Here is a 15785-nt window from a genome sequence, read left to right as displayed (position 1 = left end):
AACCCAATGAACATAATTTTTGGATTGATGTCTGATACTGCAGCTTCTGCAATATGGGCAATGGTGGTAGCTAGCCTGTTGCCTTTAATAATGGCGATAACTGCCAAAGCTTTTGGCGGTTTTGGACTTGCTGACAACGCACATCCGCGCAGATTTTTGCAAGATACGACTGGCCCTGCCGCCCGCGCAAATGCCGCCCAGCAAAACAGTTACGAGACATTGCCTGTGTTTTTGGCAGCAGTAATAGTCGCTATGCTGTTCTTTGTACCACAGTCTATTATCAATGTATTGGCATGGTTATATGTACTGATAAGGGTAGGTTACTGCGTCGCCTATATCACTAATTTGGCGACGTTTCGCTCGGTACTGTGGGTGCTATCGATGGTCTGCTCACTAATGCTGTTTTATTTAGCAATTAGGATGAGTACTTAAGAATTGAGTTATTAGCACAGAGTGAGGCAAATCTGTTACTAGGTACTCGCTCTTAATGTCTTAAAGTTTTAACGGCTTAAAGTTTTAATGTCTTGTAGTTTTACTGATAACTGCTTTGTTTTATCGCCTCAATGATAGCGTTTTTGTTCTTTTCACGTTTGATACTATTCCATAACGGCTGAGCCTCGCTATAGCCTTTGGTCAGCATACCAAGCCACTGTTTGTAGCGACCAACGAGCACGACATCATTCTTCGCTTGCCCCTGCAAAAATGCAATCTGATGACTGGTTAAATCCTGCCATGCCAGATGAGTATGGTCTGCGTTGTCTTCTTTAACATCAACTTGAGCAACCAGATCGGGACGCGTCACCGCACCGCGACCGAGCATCAAATGATTAGTCCCTGACTGCGTCATACAGTTTTGCGCCTGCGCGCTTGTCCATATCTCACCATTAGCAATGACTGGAATTGATAGCTCATTAAAGCTCTGTATTTTGTCCCAGTAGGCAGGCGGCTTATAGCCTTGAGTTTTGGTACGGGCATGAATGGTTAACCAATTTGCGCCACTAGCGTCGATCGCTCCGCGTATATCATCTATACGACTAGTATCGGTATAGCCGAGACGTATCTTCGCTGATACGGGAATATCAGCAGGCACCGCTTTTCTGACTGCGCTGATAATGTCGTACATGACTTCTGGTTCATCAAGCAGTACTGAGCCGCCGCGATGACTATTGACGGTCTTGGCAGGGCAACCAAAATTAATATCGATAGCGGGCGCGCCAAGCTCGCAAGCGAAAGCGGCGTTTTCTGCCATCAGATTTGCCTCACTACCGAGCAGTTGAATATGAATGGGCGTACCAGCAGTCGTCTTGGCATCCTGATGCAGCTCTGGCACGTATCTATAGAACACATGCGCTGGCAGCAAGTGCTGAGTGACGCGAATAAACTCACTAACGGACCAATCATAAGGACGGCCTAAATCTGTGGCAATTTGCGTCAAGATTTGCCGCATTAAAGGGTCAGTTAGGCCTTCCATTGGGGCTAGAAGGCGGACGGGATTGTTGAAAAGTTTTTGAATATGGTTCGGTTGTATTAGCAATAAGGTCTGCTGATTGTCGTTATTCATCGGTATGTATTCGTTGTTATCTATCGAAAGTATTTATAAGATTGGAAAACTAATGGCCACGTTTTTAACACTACTTTTAAAGTGACCAACGCTGCTTATTTACTCAAAATTACCTTTTTCCCCGACTGCAATCCTAATATCAAATCTTTAATATGATGAATATCTAAATTGGCTTGCGCGCGCGTACAAGCAACATACAACAAGCGCAATTCTTCAGGGCTAATCTTAATGCCGTTAGTGGTGACATCATAATAGAAGTCATCATCGAGCTGAACTTTGCCCCATTCTAGTCCTTTAGCTTTGTGCGCGGTAGAGATGACATAATCAGCATTCTCAATTCGTGTCAGACTATTAACTGCTTGGGTGAGTACATTGGTGCCATGATCATCGACCAGCTTGACTAAGGTTTTGAGATCGCTACCCTCATTGGTTTCTGAGTACTCTTGCACATCCGACCAATTGTAAAAGTAGGCAAGCTCTGGCACTCCATAAGCGGATTTACCATTTTTAAGGTTCTCAGCCGCCTGACAGAACTTTAGCATACGATCAGTATCTGCTTGCAAGGCTACGCGGTGTCCAAGTTTCAGTCCTGTCAGTAGCTGCGCCATGGCAGCTGCATTGGTTCGACAGAGTATCGCGTCCTTTTTACTATGTACTAACCCTTTTTCTGTAGAGGACTGCTTGGCAGGATTACCTTTTAACGGCACGTCCTCTTGCAAGGCTTTGAGCAAAGTATTGGCCACCTCAGCGATAGGTTCACCAAAGCGAAACGACTGCGTCAGTAGAGTTTGCGGCAGCGGTAGCTTTTTCATGGCGTTGACTGCGCCGCGCCACTCATATATCTGCTGATGAGCGTCGCCAACATAGATGACCTGCCGTGGTTGCTGGGTCAAAATCCCCATCATTAGTGGATCGGCGTCTTGCGCTTCATCAAACAAGATAAAGTCGGCAGGAATGCTAGGTTTTGAGAGTGCCCAAAGTTTGAGGTAAATGTCATGACCGATACCCGCAGGATGGCGGGCGTCAATCGATTGTAGCCAGCGCTGCTCGACAGCAGGGTAGAGCATCTCACGCAGCTGCTCGGCGTCTGACTCATCCAGCCAACTTGGAAACAGAATATGTCTTGGCGCAGGGTAGCTGGCATGAGTACTACAAAAGTTACTGACCGCATCGCTGACAAAACGTGCGAGGCGCGCTGGCGTCAAGGTAATGTATTTGTTGACACCATCCATTTGCCGACGCACTTGTACTGGCTGCAAGCCCAAATCATCGCCCAAGCGTTTGGGCGAGAACCTAGGCAAGGACAATTTGGCGGTGATATCACGCGCCACGTGCCGATACGCCAATGAGTGAAAAGTACGGCAATCAACGTGTGGGGGGAATTTCGCTCGCGCATCGTTAGCGATTGCTTTGTTAAAAGCTAAGTACAAACCGCGCCCGCGCAAGCGCTCCCCGATAAGCTTAAGCGTTGTAGTTTTACCCGCACCTGCATAGGCCACTACTTTAAATGACTTTTGATCCATCGCCATATTAAGTGCATTTAGCTGCTCATCGGTGGGGTCGGTCATATAAGCGGGCATAGATGCAGACATAAAGGTTACCTAAGGTATGAAAGCTTATTTGCTCAAGCTAAAGTATTGGAATATGGGCAAAACAGCAGGGGCAAAAAAAGCCACTGTATTGGCAATGGCTGAGGTGCAATTAAAGGTAAAAATAAGCAAAAGCAAACGGGTGAAAAGCTAAGCTATAGTAGCAGATTGCGCGCCCTACTTTAAGTCAAAAAACTCCTAAATTCACCTACTTATCTAATTTAACGGCTGCTGTCGAATCAGCATTAGGTTCTTTTTTTATCAAAATTTTTGCCAAAAATAGTCCCAGCTCAAACAATAACCACATCGGAAACGCGAGCATTAGCATAGAGACGCCATCAGGTGGCGTGACTACCGCTGCAATCGCAAAACAGCCGACGATGATATAGCGGCGTTTATCTTCTAAGCTGTCAATGGAGACAATACCAGCTAATATCAACAACAAGGTCACTACTGGAATCTCAAAGGTTACGCCAAAGACCATAAATAGCTTTAGAGCAAAGCTTAAATAACTATCGATATCTGTCATTGGCAGCACATTTTGCGGTGCAAACACGATAAAGAATTTGAGCACGCCTTTGAGTACCACAAAATAGGCAAAAGCTACGCCTGCATAGAACAAAACAATAGAAGAAAATAGAACGGGGATAGCGACTTTTTTCTCTTTTTTATACAGTCCTGGGGCGACAAAAGACCAGATTTGATACAAGATATAGGGCATCGCAAAGAACGCGGCGACAAATATGGTCAAGCGTATCGGCGCCATAAAGTTTGAGGTAATGTCAGTTGCGATCATCGTCGAGTTGGCAGGTAGCTGCGCCACTAGCGGATCTGACAAAAAATCATACAGCTCACGGGAGAACCCAACCAGCGCCAAAAAGATAATCAAGATAGCCGCGCAAATCTTTATCAGATGCGCTCGCAGTTCAATCAAATGCTCAGTAATAGGCATATCGGCAAACGCGCCTGACAAGTTACCTGTTGAGGTGAGCTCCTCATCAGTTGCTATTTTTTCTTGGCGACTTTTTTGCCGCTTAAATAGCTTCATCAGTCAGCCTCCGAGATATTTTTAGAGGCGTAGGTATCGTTATTAAAATGAGAGGTTTTGTTCAAATCAACGTGTAATAAGACGTCCGCTTGATAGTTAGGCAAATAGGGTGGGGTAGGCAGTCGCCGCGCCTTATCATAAGCTCCGAGCCGAAACCACATGTTCTCCCACGGACGCGTAATGATAGGTTGAGCGTTTTGTTCGGTGTTATGACTTGCTAGCGCTTCTTGATCTTGCGAGTGGTAGCTGTAATCAGCTTGGTTAGGTACAGACGGCTTGATGTCGTCTGTAACACCGTCATCTACTTCATCGTCTTTGCCGCTCATATCTTTATTCTGTGACGATTCAAACTCTTTCATGCTACCGCGCATCTCTGCCATCTCGCGGCGCATATCCGCTTCTGTCTCACGGATTTTAGCCAGCTCTTTTTGCATCAGTTGCCGCGTTTCAGCCAGATCAAGCTCCGCTTCAATCTCTGATTGCAGCGTCGATATCGTACGGCGCAATTTGCCATACCATTGACCTGCCGTGCGCGCCGCTTGTGGCAATTTTTCTGGCCCCAAAACAATCAAAGCAATCACGCCAAATAAGAGTAGTTCAGAGAATCCAATATCAAACATAGTCGTTAAGCATAGTAATCAAGCATCACAGGTTGAAGGCAAGTGTTAGCACAAGCAAGCCTTTTATACTTTAGGGTTCTTACACTTTGGGGTTCTCGTTATCAGTACTAATAGGAGTCGCCACTTCGTCTACTCTCGTTCCCACATTTGCGCTATCATTCTGTTGCGTGCTGGCGTCATGATCAAGGACACGGTGCTTTTTTTGATGCTCGATATCTTCATCTTTGACCGCTTCTTTGAAGCCTTTGACCGCCCCGCCTAAATCTTTGCCTGCATTTCTAAGTTTGGAGGTGCCAAATACAATCACCACCACGACTAACAAAATAAGCCAATGCGTAATAGAAAAACTGCCCATAGTCGTATCCTTATGTCCTAATAAAACGTGTTTGCATTATAGCATCTAAAGTATTTAGTTATGCTGAGGTTATCATTATCCAGGTTAGCGCGACGCTTTTTCGTCAATACCAGATAAGCCAAAGCGGCGTCCTAGCTCAGAGAGTACAGCCTTGGATTCTATATCGAACCAAGATAGCCCAATCAAAGTATGAAACCAGACATCAGCCACCTCATATACAAGCTCATTATGCGCTTTATCGTATGCTGATGAGTCGAGGCTTTTATCGCAGTGCGCCAAATCTTTGGCAGCGATGATCGCTTCTATCGCTTCTTCCCCAACTTTTTCTAAGATTTTATTTAATCCTTTAGCATGCAGACTGGCAACATAAGAGTGCTCTGCGCTTGCACTTTTACGCTCAGCCAAGACCTGATCTAGTTGCGTTAAGATGGTGTTTTGTTGCAAATTACTATCATCTTTATCATTTGCGACAATTGTTTTAGAGTCAGTAGAATGAGCAGACGTTGTACTATAGATAGCAGCGGGATCTTTGATGACTTTGTCCACGCTTTGCCATTTAGGCTCTGCTCCTGACATATCTAAACGCTGATAAAAACATGACTCGCGCCCCGTATGACAGGCGATACCACCGATCTGGGTGACGCTGAGGACAATGACGTCTGCATCGCAATCTAGGCGAATATCGTGTACGAGCTGCGTATGACCTGAGGTCTCGCCTTTATGCCACAGTTTGGCACGTGAGCGTGAGTAGTACACAGCCGTTTGTGTTTGCGCCGTCAATTGCAATGCCTCAGAGTTCATCCACGCCATCATCAAAATACGTCCTGAGGTGTGATCTTGAGCAATCGCAGGAATTAGGCCTGCGCTATTGAAGGTTATGGCGTCAAGCCAAGCAGGTGAGGTCATAGTCTAAGGTCTTATTATAAACAGCAAAGGGAAGGTGCTAAATGAGCAAAGGTTTGAATAATAGATACTTATTACATTTATCTTTGTCGCTTTAGTATTTTAGAGAAGTTTTACCAAAGTGCAAATGCTAAAGTGTCAAAGGATAGCGAAGATAAGAGTTGTTATTTATAAGTAGGTCAAGATAAGAGGTGCTTTGGTACAAGTGATTGTTTGAGCACATCGTTGATGGTAGTAAGCTTTTGCAAACGGTAATCATAGTTGACAAAATGCTGGCGAGAATTAGCGATCAAGGAGTTATCAGACATACGAGTCACTCGTATGGCTATACTGCCGCCTTCATCATCTATTTGCTCAATACCCACTTCAAAAAGTAGAGCTTCACGTACTCGTGCACGGCTAATAATGTGTACTTGCAATTTGTCAACGACCAAGCCTTGATTGTTTTCGCTGATCTCTTTAATACCTTTGAAATGCAAAAACTGTTCTCTAGCTTCCACCATCAACGCGGTTAAAGACTCAAGAGTCAGATATTGATTTGTATTGACCTCAATAGCTCGCACATGTAGCAAGGTTTCAAAAACGAATACTCTGCTATCAAATATCAGCGGTTGGCTTGACACCATTTTCTCCTAAGTATGGTTTGAGGTAGGTACTTTTATAAACGGGTACTTATATACAAGCATTTATATAAACAAGGTAGATTTAGTTGCTATTGTAGATACTAAAAAACGATGCTTAAAAAAACAATAATAAGTACAAGCGTATCGTTTTTAATGATAAAAAATTAAGTATACCTGATACAAAGTTTGCACGATGATTAAATATGAATAAAAGCTTAGATTTATCTTGAATTAATCACTCTATACTCTTTCGTTATGACTCTCAAAATTTCTTTGGCAAAACAGCGTACTATCTGCTAAAATAGCGCCTCCCACCTCGAGGCAAATAGCAGTTTAGTGATTATGAATATAATCACTGGGCATTACTCACTATTTGACGACCAGGTTCTAACACAGAAAAAGAGGCACATCATCATGAAAGTTAAGATGAAAACCAGAAGCGGTGCAGCAAAACGCTTCAAAAAAACAGCGAACGGCTTTAAGCGTAAGCAAGCCTTCAAAAGCCATATCTTGACCAAGAAATCACCTAAGCGTATTCGCCAGTTACGTGGTCTTAAGTTGGTAAGCAAATCTGACGAAGCAGCAGTTCGTCGTATGTGCCCCTACATCTAATAGATCTTTGTAACTCGATACAGCTTATTTTATCTTAAAATTCTTGGAGTAATTTATGGCCCGTGTAAAACGTGGTGTACAGGCAAATCGCCGTCACAAAAAAATCTTAAAGCGTGCAAAAGGCTACTACGGTGCCCGTTCACGTGTTTATCGCGTAGCGGTACAGGCAGTGACCAAAGCAGGTCAATATGCTTATCGTGACCGTCGCAACAAAAAACGCTCTTTCCGTCGTCTTTGGATTGCCCGTATCAATGCTGGTGCACGCTTAAACGGTTTAAGCTATAGCCGCTTTATCAATGGCATGAAAAAAGCCAACATCGCAATCGATCGTCGCGTTTTAGCTGACATCGCTATGCATGATGCTGCGACTTTTACAGCTTTGGTCGAAAAAGCAAAAGCGGAACTAGCATAACTATTAGTCTGTCTTTAGAGGCTTATATGCTAAGCATCTATTAGATAAGAGTAATATGCGTTATTAATAAAAGCTACCGCTGGTCGGTGGCTTTTTTTATATCAGATCATCTACTGGGGTAGAGCGTTTGCAAAATTTGCTCAAACCCCTACAATGACTTACCACTAATCATTTGTCTTAATCAGGAATAACACGTCTTATGACTAGCCCTGCTGCCACCCCCGATTTGTCGGCGCTACCGACCCTGTCCCCAGAGCTGAGTGAACTCAATGAGTCTCAGCTTAATGAGTTTGCTAGCGCCGCTGAAGCTTTAGTAGTGCAAGTCACTGATGTGCGTATTTTACAAGATTTGCGCGTACAATTGACGGGCAAAAAAAGTGCGTTAACGGGCTTCTCAAAGCAGATGGGTAAACTTAGTAGCGACGACAAAAAAACCTACGGCGGCTGGTTGCACGGGGTGCGTAGCCGTATTCAAGAGGCATTGACCAATCAGCAGCAAAAGCTGGAAGTGGCAGCATTAAATGCCAAGCTGGCAAGCGAGAGCATCGATATCACTTTGCCAGCTCGCGGTGCTCAAAAAGGCCATCTGCATCCGGTGACGATGATTACTCAGCGTATGCAGCAGTATTTTGTACAAGCGGGATTCAATGTGGCTACAGGCCCTGAAGTTGAGAGCGATTATTATAACTTTGAAGCACTCAATATTCCCTCGCATCATCCAGCGCGCGCCATGCACGATACGTTTTATTTTGACGCACACTATCTATTACGTACGCATACCAGTCCGGTGCAAATTCGTACGATGGAGCAGACAGCGCCGCCGATTCGGATTATCTGCCCAGGCCGCGTATACCGCAATGACTCAGACCAAACTCACTCGCCGATGTTCCATCAGTTAGAAGGCCTTATGGTCACCGAGTCAAGTACCTTCGCTGAGCTAAAAGGCTTGATTAGTGAGTTCTTAGAGGCATTTTTTGCTAAAGAATTGACTGTGCGTTTTCGTCCGTCATTCTTCCCATTTACTGAGCCTTCAGCTGAAGTCGATATCTTAGATGATAATGGCAAATGGCTTGAAGTTATGGGCTGCGGCATGGTGCATCCACAAGTGCTGACCAACTGCGGTATTGATAGCGACAAATATACTGGCTTTGCTTTTGGCATGGGTATTGAGCGCTTTGCCATGTTGTATTACGGCATCGATGATTTGCGCCTATTTTTCCAAAACGATGTACGCTTTTTAAAACAGTTTGGCTAATGTTGATATGACAGGTACTCCTTGGTTATAAAACAAGGTAATGTGCCAACCTTTAATTCAAAATCTTTATTATAAATTGCAATCCGAGATATTTATGAAAATTAGCGAACAGTGGCTACGTCAGTGGGTAAACCCCAACAATAGCAGTGAGCAATTGGCCGAACAACTCACTATGGCAGGGCTTGAGATTGATGATCGTTTTGCGGTTGCCCGTGCCTTTTCAGGCGTTGTCGTTGGCGAAGTTATCAGTATCCGTCCACATCCTGATGCTGATAAATTGCGCGTCACGCAGGTCAATATTGGCGGTGCTAAGCCGCTACAGATCGTCTGCGGTGCGGCCAATGTCACTGTCGGTATGAAAGCGCCTGTCGCAACCGTTGGTGCCATACTGCCAAGCGATGACGCCAGTAATGGTAAAGCAGGCTTTAAAATTAAAAATGGCAACTTACGTGGTGTCGATTCTAACGGTATGCTATGCGGTGCATCTGAAATTGATTTGGTTAACGATATTGACGGTTTGCTTGAGCTACCAGCTGATGCGCCGATTGGCATGGATATCCGTGAATACTTAGGTTTAGACAATCAAATCTTCGATATCTCTATCACGCCAAACCGCGGTGATTGCTTTAGCGTACGTGGTATTGCACGCGAGATATCAGTCATTAATGACTTGCCTATGCAGCAGCTAGAGATTCCTGCTAATAGCGCATTGACGGATAACGATACTGATCATACTACGCCAGCCGTAACGGTGAGCGCAGTTGAGGCGTGCCCACGCTATCTCTTACAATCAATTAGTAACATTGATCGTAGCATCGACACACCGAAATGGATGACTGATGCGCTCGTACAGTCGGGATTACGCTCGCATAACTTCTTGGTTGATGTGACCAATTATGTATTGATGGAACTCGGTCAACCGCTACATGCGTTTGATGCTGATAAGATAGAAGGCGATATTGTGGTACGTTTAGCACAGCCACAAGAGACGATTACCTTACTCAATGAACAAACCATTACTTTAACCGGTGATGAGCTGCTTATTGCGGATGATAAAGGCGCGCTTGCACTCGCGGGTATCATGGGCGGTCAGCGTAGTAGTGTCACTGATAGCACCACCAATATTGTCCTAGAAAGTGCCTTTTTTAATCCATTAGCCATCGCTGCACGCGCGCGCCGTTTTGGTTTGCATACCGATGCCTCACAACGCTTTGAGCGCGGTGTCGATTTTGAATTGCCAGCGCTTGCTTTGGCACGTGCTACTGATTTGATTACCAGTGTCACGGGCTCTCAAGCAGGACACATCGTAAAAGCAGAAAGTAGCGACAACCTGCCAGCACGTGCGCCCATCTCTTTGCCAATTAATAAAGTACGTGATGTCATCGGTATTGAGATTGAGCCTGCGGTCATGGTGCGTATCCTGACCCAATTAGGGTTTGAGGTAGAGCAGCAAGCAGATGCTCTAATCTGCACGCCGCCCTCGTATCGTTTTGATATGAGTATCCGCGAGGATTTAATCGAAGAGATCGCTCGTATCTATGGTTATGATAATATTCCAAGCGTCTTGCCGCACTTACAAGTGAGTATGGATTATGACGATACCGCAGATCTTACGCATGAGATGAAGCTGGCACTCGTTAATAATGGCTACATGGAAGCGATTAGCTTTAGCTTTAGTGATGCAAAATTAGAAGCGGTGCTTGATGATGAAGCATTAGGAGAAGTGTTGGCTCTTGCTAACCCGATCTCTAGCGACTTAGCCGTCATGCGCCGTACTTTGCTGTCCAGCTTATTACCTTGTGTGCAATATAACCTCAATCGTCAGCAGCCACGTGTACGTTTTTTTGAGACGGGTTTAAGTTTTGTCGGTCAAAGTGTTAGCGATTTGGTTCAAACGCCAAGTATTGCTCTGGTGGCTGTAGGTGATGTTTGGGATGAGCAAGCGTATCAAAACCGTGCTTTAGACTTTTATGATATCAAATACGATATTGAGCAGTTATTGCCAGCGCAAATTGACAGAGCGCGCATTCGCTATGAGCGCAGTCAGCTATCCTTTTTGCATCCAGGACAAAGCGCTAAGCTGTATATCGATGATAAATACATCGGCTGGATAGGCCAGATACATCCCAATACCGCAAAGCAGCTAGATCTACCTGCGACTTGGGTCGCGCAATTGTCACTAGCACCGTTATTGACACTTGCTCGGGAGCAACATGCCATTGATACCCCTAGCAAATTTCCGCAGGTACGACGCGATATCGCTATTTTGGTAGATAGCGATATCAGTTTACAAACACTAGAGTCAACGATACGCGCCGCTGCAGGTGAGCTATTGAGTGATATGTGGCTGTTTGATGTCTATCAAGGCGACAAAGTACCAGCAAATCAGCGCTCACTCGCTTTTGCTTTAATATGGCAAGATAGCATGCAAACGTTATCTGATGAGGACGTAAAAACGACGACTGACAAAGTTGTGCAAGCGCTCACTGAGCAGCACGCTGTCCAGCTACGCGATAGTTAAGAGTCAACTATCCGTTTTAATCATCAAAAATAGCTAACTATTTATTAATAAAGGATTTTATTAAAAAGCCAACTAAAATCCTTTATAATAGTAGGTAATAGACAATATTTTGACCACCCCATTAGCGCTAACATAGGAGCTATATTGTGAGTACCCTGACAAAATCTGACATGATTGAGCATTTGATGAGTCATATGAACCTAACACGTCAAGAAGGGCGCTGCTTAGTAGAGAATTTCTTTGATGAGCTGGCTGACAACTTAATTGAGGGACGTGAAGTCAAGCTCTCAGGCTTTGGCAATTTTGAGCTAAAAGACAAAAACAGTCGACCAGGGCGCAATCCTAAGACAGGAGAGCCTGTTGCTGTCTCAGCCCGCCGAGTAGTTACCTTTAAGACAGGGCAAAAATTTCGTCAAAAAGTCGATGAGCATTTACTCGAAGTCTAGTCATCCGTTGACTTATAGCGTTGTTTGACAATATTAGTACTCTGCGCACACCTTCTATCATACTCTTTTGACCTCTCATACTTATAAAAGTAGCCTACATTAAGTCTTTAGTGTAGGTTGCTTTTTTTTATGCTACTTTAATAATAATTATAATTATTCATTTTAAGTTTGTTTTAAAGCTATTAAATCTTGTAGTTTGATTTAAATACAATAGCTATTTGTCTTTATGGTTTTAAATTTAAAATTCGCCTTTGGCTAATGAACGCCTGAGACACAAAAGTTGGCACGTATTGTGCTCTGTAGTTTACAGTTTAGTTTAAACAGCGTTTTGATATAACAACGCTGCTCTTAACATTGATATTGGATGTATAAAATGAAATATGGTGATGTTTTTCAAAAAAGTGAAATAGGTCGCGATGAAATCAAAAATCATAGCATAGGGGTATTGCCGCGAGAGGCTAGAACTTTGCTGATTATGATTGATGGCAAAAGAACCTATCAAAACTACTTAGATACTTTAGATCAAAGCAAAATGTTTGCAAGTTTTGGCGGCGTAACCCCATTATTTGAGCTACTTTTGGAGTTTGATTGTATCGAAGTTGCTGGCGCCGCAAAAAATGCAGCGTCTACTGGCGTACAAGAAGTCTCAAGACCTTCTCCTATTGCTAGACCAAATATACAAAATAGCGAAGCTGAGTTTGAGCGAACGTTTAATACTCAAAATCCAGATGATCTGACCGCTATAGGCAATGCGCCTAAGCCTAAAGCGTTAGATGCCAATTATGATATGTTGAAATCAGATTTAGCTACCTATATCGAAAAAAACGCGCCGCCACAAGAAGCCTGGGGTTATCTGTTGAATTTAGAGCAATGCGATGATACCGCGCAATTGATGGCTTTAGCTCAAGACATCAAAAGCTCAAGTAGTGAAAAATTAGCACGAGGTATGGATGATTTTATCAAAAAAATGAGACGCTAATTATTAGGCAAAAGTCCTGGCATCTAAATTGCAGTTATGTGTGACGCTGCTGTAACACCCAAACAAATATGATCGAATGAACTGGAGTACTTTATGGAATTGGCTGAGCTTTCACAAGCGCAAAACGCACAAAGGCTACACGGTGAGCACATTATTTTGCGCCTCACTTATATTAGTCGCTACAACAATCATAACGAAAATGGTGAGGTGACGCGTATTTTAGCGCAAGCACAGCAGAATAATGAGCGCAATGGTATTACGGGCGCATTGGTTTTTAATCACAATTATTTTTTGCAAAGTATTGAAGGCTCAAGACCCGTAATCAATGAATTATTGAGAAAATTGGTCAAAGATGATCGTCATTTTTCGTTGCAGATCATTGAATGCTCCGAGGTTGAACAACGACGCTGGAATAAGTGGTCGATGAAATACCTCATTCCAAGTGATGAAAATAAAAGCTTAGCGCTCAAATATTCTACAGGAACGCAGTTTAATCCGTATCTGATGAGCACTAATCAAATTATGTTATTGATCGATACATTATCAGCACTTGATGAACAAGAACAAGAGGCGCTAAATGCACCGAAAAAGAAAAAATCTTGGTTCTCAATCAGCTAACTAAATTTTATAATCTATAAGAGGACAACCCATGGCTCAATCTACTTCAGATGCTCATATTCTGGTGAGCATGACTTATGCTAGCCGCGCAAATCCTGATGTCTCAGCTAAAGACTTCAACGAGATATTGCAGCAAGCGCAGCAAAATAATGCTGCTAATGGTATCACTGGTATGCTTATCTTTAATAAGAATTACTTTTTGCAGACTATTGAGGGACCAAGAGCGCAGATCAATCGGTTGCTGTATAGTTTGATGGCAGATCAACGCCACCATGATTTGCAAGTTCTTGAAACTCATGAGCTCAAACATAGAGAGTGGGCCCAGTGGTCAATGAACTATGCATCACCTACGCAAGACAATGCTGCTATTTATCTCAAGTACTCAACGACTATAGATTTTAATCCGTATCTTTTGAGTGCAGAGGCTGCAAGTGATCTGATGCGTGATCTTAATGCGCAAAAAGTTTAAAAACATTCAGGCATAAAAAAAGAGAGCTTTCGCTCTCTTTTTTCGTAGTTATCATTGCAACAATTAGCAATAACGACTATTACTCAACAACAACAACTTCGTCAGAAGCAGCAACGGCTGGATCAGTTTCGCTAGCGACGTCCATGCTAGTAGTCGTACCGTCTACAGGTACTTCAGCATCCATCTCGTCAGTAGCAGTAGCAGCTTGAGCTTCAGCGATGTCAGCTTCAGCAGCGACAACAGCAGCTTCAGCATCAGCAGGTACAACTTCGCCATCAGCAGCAGCTTCGTTTAGCTCTTCTTGAGCGTCTTGTACTTCTTCTTGTGCGTCAGATAAATCTTCAGCAGCGTTTTCAGTATTGCTATCACAAGCAGTTAAGCCCATAGCAGCAGTCATAACACCAGCAAGTGCAAGTAATTTAAGGTTCATAGGGTATTCTCCAGAAAAATGAAATGTTTAATAGCAACAATAAAAAGTTGAATATTCGAAATATCGAATATCAACTACTCTTAGTTGCAGCTACTCAGCTTTCACGCATTCTATATCTTTTCTATCTAAATAGGAATAGGCTTTACAATTAAGTAACAATAAAATAAGTGGTAATATTTGCTACTTACTGCCTATACTATTAAAGGCTTATCGGCTCATATTAAGCAAGTGAGTTTCTACGAAAGTGAAATAATATATTGATTTGATTTATTGTATGATCTACTACTATTAACCTCTTCACTATAAGTATAAAAAACATCAAATAATAATACCAGCGACTGTAGTATAAAGAGTTATCAATTGACAGTTGCCCCTATCTTTTATTTAAGGACACAATTATGAAATGGCAAAATAGGCGTGGCAGCTCAAATGTTCGCAGTAGTCGCGGCGGCGGCAAGATGATAGGCGGCGGTATAGGAGGTATTATTATCGCTGGAATCTTGTGGCTAGTATTTGGGGTCAATCCTATGACCGCGCTACAAACGGGGCAAGTAGTCACAGGTGGCGGTAATAGCACCTCTACTGAACCTGCGACAAGTACCGACCGAGATACTCAGTTTGTCAAAGTAGTATTAGCAGATACAGAAGCCGTATGGCATCAGATATTTAACGAGGCGGGTAGTACCTACAAAGAGCCTTCGTTAACCCTATTTGAAGGTCAAGTAAGCTCGGCTTGCGGTAGTGCCACCTCAGCCACAGGGCCCTTTTACTGTCCAGGGGATCAAACTATTTATCTAGATACCTCGTTTTTTGTAGAGATGCGTCGCAATTTAGGTATTAGTGGCGATCAGCAAGGTTCAGGGGATACTGATAACCAAGGTAAAGCGGGCGACTTTGCGCAAGCTTATGTCATCTCGCATGAGGTGGGTCACCATGTGCAGACGCTTTTGGGTATCTCGCAACAAGTCAATGAGGCTCGCCGTCAGGTCACAACAGCACAGGCCAATCAGTTATCTGTACTACAAGAGCTACAAGCCGACTGCTTCGCTGGCGTTTGGGCCAATCGTAATCAGCAGCGCGTACAGTTTTTGGAGCCAGGGGACATTGACGAGGCTATGAATGCAGCCAGTCAAATCGGTGATGATCGCCTAGCACAAGCGAGTGGCGGGGCAGTAGTTCCTGACAACTTTACTCATGGCAGCAGTCAACAGCGGGTTAGCTGGTTTACTCGTGGTCTTGAATCAGGCAATATTCAATCTTGTGATACCTTTAGTGGTGGATTATAGCGCAATCATTGTTATCTCTATCATTGACCTCTCTATAGACGTTATCCATAAAAAAGCC

General features: G+C 43.6%; 19 protein-coding genes. 11 read left to right on the top strand and 8 right to left on the bottom strand.

Going from position 1 to position 15785, the window contains the following annotated elements; genetic code table 11:
• Positions 1–6: 6 nt before the first annotated feature.
• The gene (locus ACR64J_RS11555; RefSeq protein WP_435949796.1) at positions 7–432 is read left to right on the top strand and encodes an MAPEG family protein; all 426 of its coding nucleotides are present in this window, start codon (positions 7–9) and stop codon (positions 430–432) included.
• 100 nt (positions 433–532) lie between these two features.
• Here the strand turns inward: ACR64J_RS11555 and ACR64J_RS11550 are convergent, their stop codons facing one another.
• Complete coding sequence (locus ACR64J_RS11550) at positions 533–1561, bottom strand: tRNA dihydrouridine synthase (protein WP_435949795.1); 1029 nt, start codon at positions 1559–1561, stop codon at positions 533–535.
• Positions 1562–1656: 95 nt separating this feature from the next.
• Positions 1657–3153, bottom strand: a complete 1497-nt coding sequence (locus tag ACR64J_RS11545) for a UvrD-helicase domain-containing protein (RefSeq protein ID WP_317200066.1) — start codon at positions 3151–3153, stop codon at positions 1657–1659.
• Positions 3154–3169: 16 nt separating this feature from the next.
• On the opposite strand from ACR64J_RS11545, the gene ACR64J_RS11540 reads away from it, so the two are divergent.
• Entirely contained in the window at positions 3170–3304 is a 135-nt protein-coding gene (locus tag ACR64J_RS11540; protein ID WP_435949794.1) for a hypothetical protein, read from the top strand.
• A gap of 54 nt (positions 3305–3358) precedes the next feature.
• On the opposite strand, the gene tatC is transcribed toward ACR64J_RS11540, so the two are convergent.
• The 5 genes from tatC to ACR64J_RS11515 all read right to left on the bottom strand — a co-directional run bounded on the left by tatC (position 3359) and on the right by ACR64J_RS11515 (position 6702).
• Entirely contained in the window at positions 3359–4198 is an 840-nt protein-coding gene (tatC, locus tag ACR64J_RS11535; RefSeq protein ID WP_435949793.1) for a twin-arginine translocase subunit TatC, read from the bottom strand.
• A complete protein-coding gene (gene tatB, locus ACR64J_RS11530; protein ID WP_435949792.1) occupies positions 4198–4818 on the bottom strand; it encodes a Sec-independent protein translocase protein TatB in 621 nt (206 codons plus the stop codon). The genes tatC and tatB overlap by 1 nt, the downstream gene beginning before the upstream one ends.
• A 79-nt stretch (positions 4819–4897) precedes the next feature.
• The gene (tatA, locus tag ACR64J_RS11525) at positions 4898–5173 is read right to left on the bottom strand and encodes a Sec-independent protein translocase subunit TatA (protein ID WP_435949791.1); all 276 of its coding nucleotides are present in this window, start codon (positions 5171–5173) and stop codon (positions 4898–4900) included.
• Positions 5174–5257: 84 nt separating this feature from the next.
• The gene (gene hisIE, locus ACR64J_RS11520) at positions 5258–6079 is read right to left on the bottom strand and encodes a bifunctional phosphoribosyl-AMP cyclohydrolase/phosphoribosyl-ATP diphosphatase HisIE (RefSeq protein ID WP_435949790.1); all 822 of its coding nucleotides are present in this window, start codon (positions 6077–6079) and stop codon (positions 5258–5260) included.
• 176 nt (positions 6080–6255) lie between these two features.
• The gene (locus ACR64J_RS11515) at positions 6256–6702 is read right to left on the bottom strand and encodes a thioesterase family protein (RefSeq protein WP_317200072.1); all 447 of its coding nucleotides are present in this window, start codon (positions 6700–6702) and stop codon (positions 6256–6258) included.
• Between the two features lie 411 nt (positions 6703–7113).
• Between ACR64J_RS11515 and rpmI the strand changes: the two genes are divergently transcribed.
• The 8 genes from rpmI to ACR64J_RS11475 all read left to right on the top strand — a co-directional run bounded on the left by rpmI (position 7114) and on the right by ACR64J_RS11475 (position 14011).
• Entirely contained in the window at positions 7114–7311 is a 198-nt protein-coding gene (gene rpmI, locus ACR64J_RS11510) for a 50S ribosomal protein L35 (RefSeq protein ID WP_317200073.1), read from the top strand.
• Between the two features lie 55 nt (positions 7312–7366).
• The gene (gene rplT, locus ACR64J_RS11505) at positions 7367–7723 is read left to right on the top strand and encodes a 50S ribosomal protein L20 (RefSeq protein ID WP_317200074.1); all 357 of its coding nucleotides are present in this window, start codon (positions 7367–7369) and stop codon (positions 7721–7723) included.
• Positions 7724–7922: 199 nt separating this feature from the next.
• On the top strand, positions 7923–8978 hold the full coding sequence (gene pheS / locus ACR64J_RS11500) for a phenylalanine--tRNA ligase subunit alpha (protein WP_317200075.1): 1056 nt from the start codon (positions 7923–7925) through the stop codon (positions 8976–8978).
• Positions 8979–9072: 94 nt separating this feature from the next.
• Positions 9073–11499, top strand: a complete 2427-nt coding sequence (gene pheT, locus ACR64J_RS11495; RefSeq protein ID WP_435949789.1) for a phenylalanine--tRNA ligase subunit beta — start codon at positions 9073–9075, stop codon at positions 11497–11499.
• A gap of 146 nt (positions 11500–11645) precedes the next feature.
• Positions 11646–11945 (top strand): integration host factor subunit alpha, encoded by a 300-nt coding sequence (locus ACR64J_RS11490; RefSeq protein WP_435949788.1) that lies wholly within the window; start codon positions 11646–11648, stop codon positions 11943–11945.
• 373 nt (positions 11946–12318) lie between these two features.
• Complete coding sequence (locus ACR64J_RS11485) at positions 12319–12924, top strand: hypothetical protein (protein ID WP_435949787.1); 606 nt, start codon at positions 12319–12321, stop codon at positions 12922–12924.
• A gap of 93 nt (positions 12925–13017) precedes the next feature.
• On the top strand, positions 13018–13542 hold the full coding sequence (locus ACR64J_RS11480) for a BLUF domain-containing protein (protein ID WP_317200079.1): 525 nt from the start codon (positions 13018–13020) through the stop codon (positions 13540–13542).
• A 31-nt stretch (positions 13543–13573) separates the two neighbouring features.
• Positions 13574–14011, top strand: a complete 438-nt coding sequence (locus ACR64J_RS11475; protein ID WP_435949786.1) for a BLUF domain-containing protein — start codon at positions 13574–13576, stop codon at positions 14009–14011.
• A 79-nt stretch (positions 14012–14090) separates the two neighbouring features.
• Here the strand turns inward: ACR64J_RS11475 and ACR64J_RS11470 are convergent, their stop codons facing one another.
• Positions 14091–14441 (bottom strand): hypothetical protein, encoded by a 351-nt coding sequence (locus ACR64J_RS11470; RefSeq protein ID WP_435949785.1) that lies wholly within the window; start codon positions 14439–14441, stop codon positions 14091–14093.
• Positions 14442–14839: 398 nt separating this feature from the next.
• On the opposite strand from ACR64J_RS11470, the gene ypfJ reads away from it, so the two are divergent.
• Positions 14840–15727 (top strand): KPN_02809 family neutral zinc metallopeptidase, encoded by an 888-nt coding sequence (ypfJ, locus tag ACR64J_RS11465; protein ID WP_317200082.1) that lies wholly within the window; start codon positions 14840–14842, stop codon positions 15725–15727.
• Positions 15728–15785: the final 58 nt, after the last annotated feature.

Origin of the sequence: Psychrobacter sp. DM8 (genome assembly GCF_051307025.1) — a bacterium.
Classification (GTDB): Bacteria; Pseudomonadota; Gammaproteobacteria; order Pseudomonadales; family Moraxellaceae; genus Psychrobacter.
This window is presented reverse-complemented; position numbering and strand designations above follow the sequence as displayed.

Bases quoted from the DNA above. Each gene is read 5' to 3' on its own strand.
- ACR64J_RS11555 (WP_435949796.1), top strand. From the start codon at position 7: ATGAACATAATTTTTGGATTGATGTCTGATACTGCAGCTTCTGCAATA.
- ACR64J_RS11550 (WP_435949795.1), bottom strand. From the start codon at position 1,561: ATGAATAACGACAATCAGCAGACCTTATTGCTAATACAACCGAACCAT.
- ACR64J_RS11545 (WP_317200066.1), bottom strand. From the start codon at position 3,153: ATGTCTGCATCTATGCCCGCTTATATGACCGACCCCACCGATGAGCAG.
- ACR64J_RS11540 (WP_435949794.1), top strand. From the start codon at position 3,170: ATGAAAGCTTATTTGCTCAAGCTAAAGTATTGGAATATGGGCAAAACA.
- tatC (WP_435949793.1), bottom strand. From the start codon at position 4,198: ATGAAGCTATTTAAGCGGCAAAAAAGTCGCCAAGAAAAAATAGCAACT.
- tatB (WP_435949792.1), bottom strand. From the start codon at position 4,818: ATGTTTGATATTGGATTCTCTGAACTACTCTTATTTGGCGTGATTGCT.
- tatA (WP_435949791.1), bottom strand. From the start codon at position 5,173: ATGGGCAGTTTTTCTATTACGCATTGGCTTATTTTGTTAGTCGTGGTG.
- hisIE (WP_435949790.1), bottom strand. From the start codon at position 6,079: ATGACCTCACCTGCTTGGCTTGACGCCATAACCTTCAATAGCGCAGGC.
- ACR64J_RS11515 (WP_317200072.1), bottom strand. From the start codon at position 6,702: ATGGTGTCAAGCCAACCGCTGATATTTGATAGCAGAGTATTCGTTTTT.
- rpmI (WP_317200073.1), top strand. From the start codon at position 7,114: ATGAAAGTTAAGATGAAAACCAGAAGCGGTGCAGCAAAACGCTTCAAA.
- rplT (WP_317200074.1), top strand. From the start codon at position 7,367: ATGGCCCGTGTAAAACGTGGTGTACAGGCAAATCGCCGTCACAAAAAA.
- pheS (WP_317200075.1), top strand. From the start codon at position 7,923: ATGACTAGCCCTGCTGCCACCCCCGATTTGTCGGCGCTACCGACCCTG.
- pheT (WP_435949789.1), top strand. From the start codon at position 9,073: ATGAAAATTAGCGAACAGTGGCTACGTCAGTGGGTAAACCCCAACAAT.
- ACR64J_RS11485 (WP_435949787.1), top strand. From the start codon at position 12,319: ATGAAATATGGTGATGTTTTTCAAAAAAGTGAAATAGGTCGCGATGAA.
- ACR64J_RS11480 (WP_317200079.1), top strand. From the start codon at position 13,018: ATGGAATTGGCTGAGCTTTCACAAGCGCAAAACGCACAAAGGCTACAC.
- ACR64J_RS11475 (WP_435949786.1), top strand. From the start codon at position 13,574: ATGGCTCAATCTACTTCAGATGCTCATATTCTGGTGAGCATGACTTAT.
- ACR64J_RS11470 (WP_435949785.1), bottom strand. From the start codon at position 14,441: ATGAACCTTAAATTACTTGCACTTGCTGGTGTTATGACTGCTGCTATG.
- ypfJ (WP_317200082.1), top strand. From the start codon at position 14,840: ATGAAATGGCAAAATAGGCGTGGCAGCTCAAATGTTCGCAGTAGTCGC.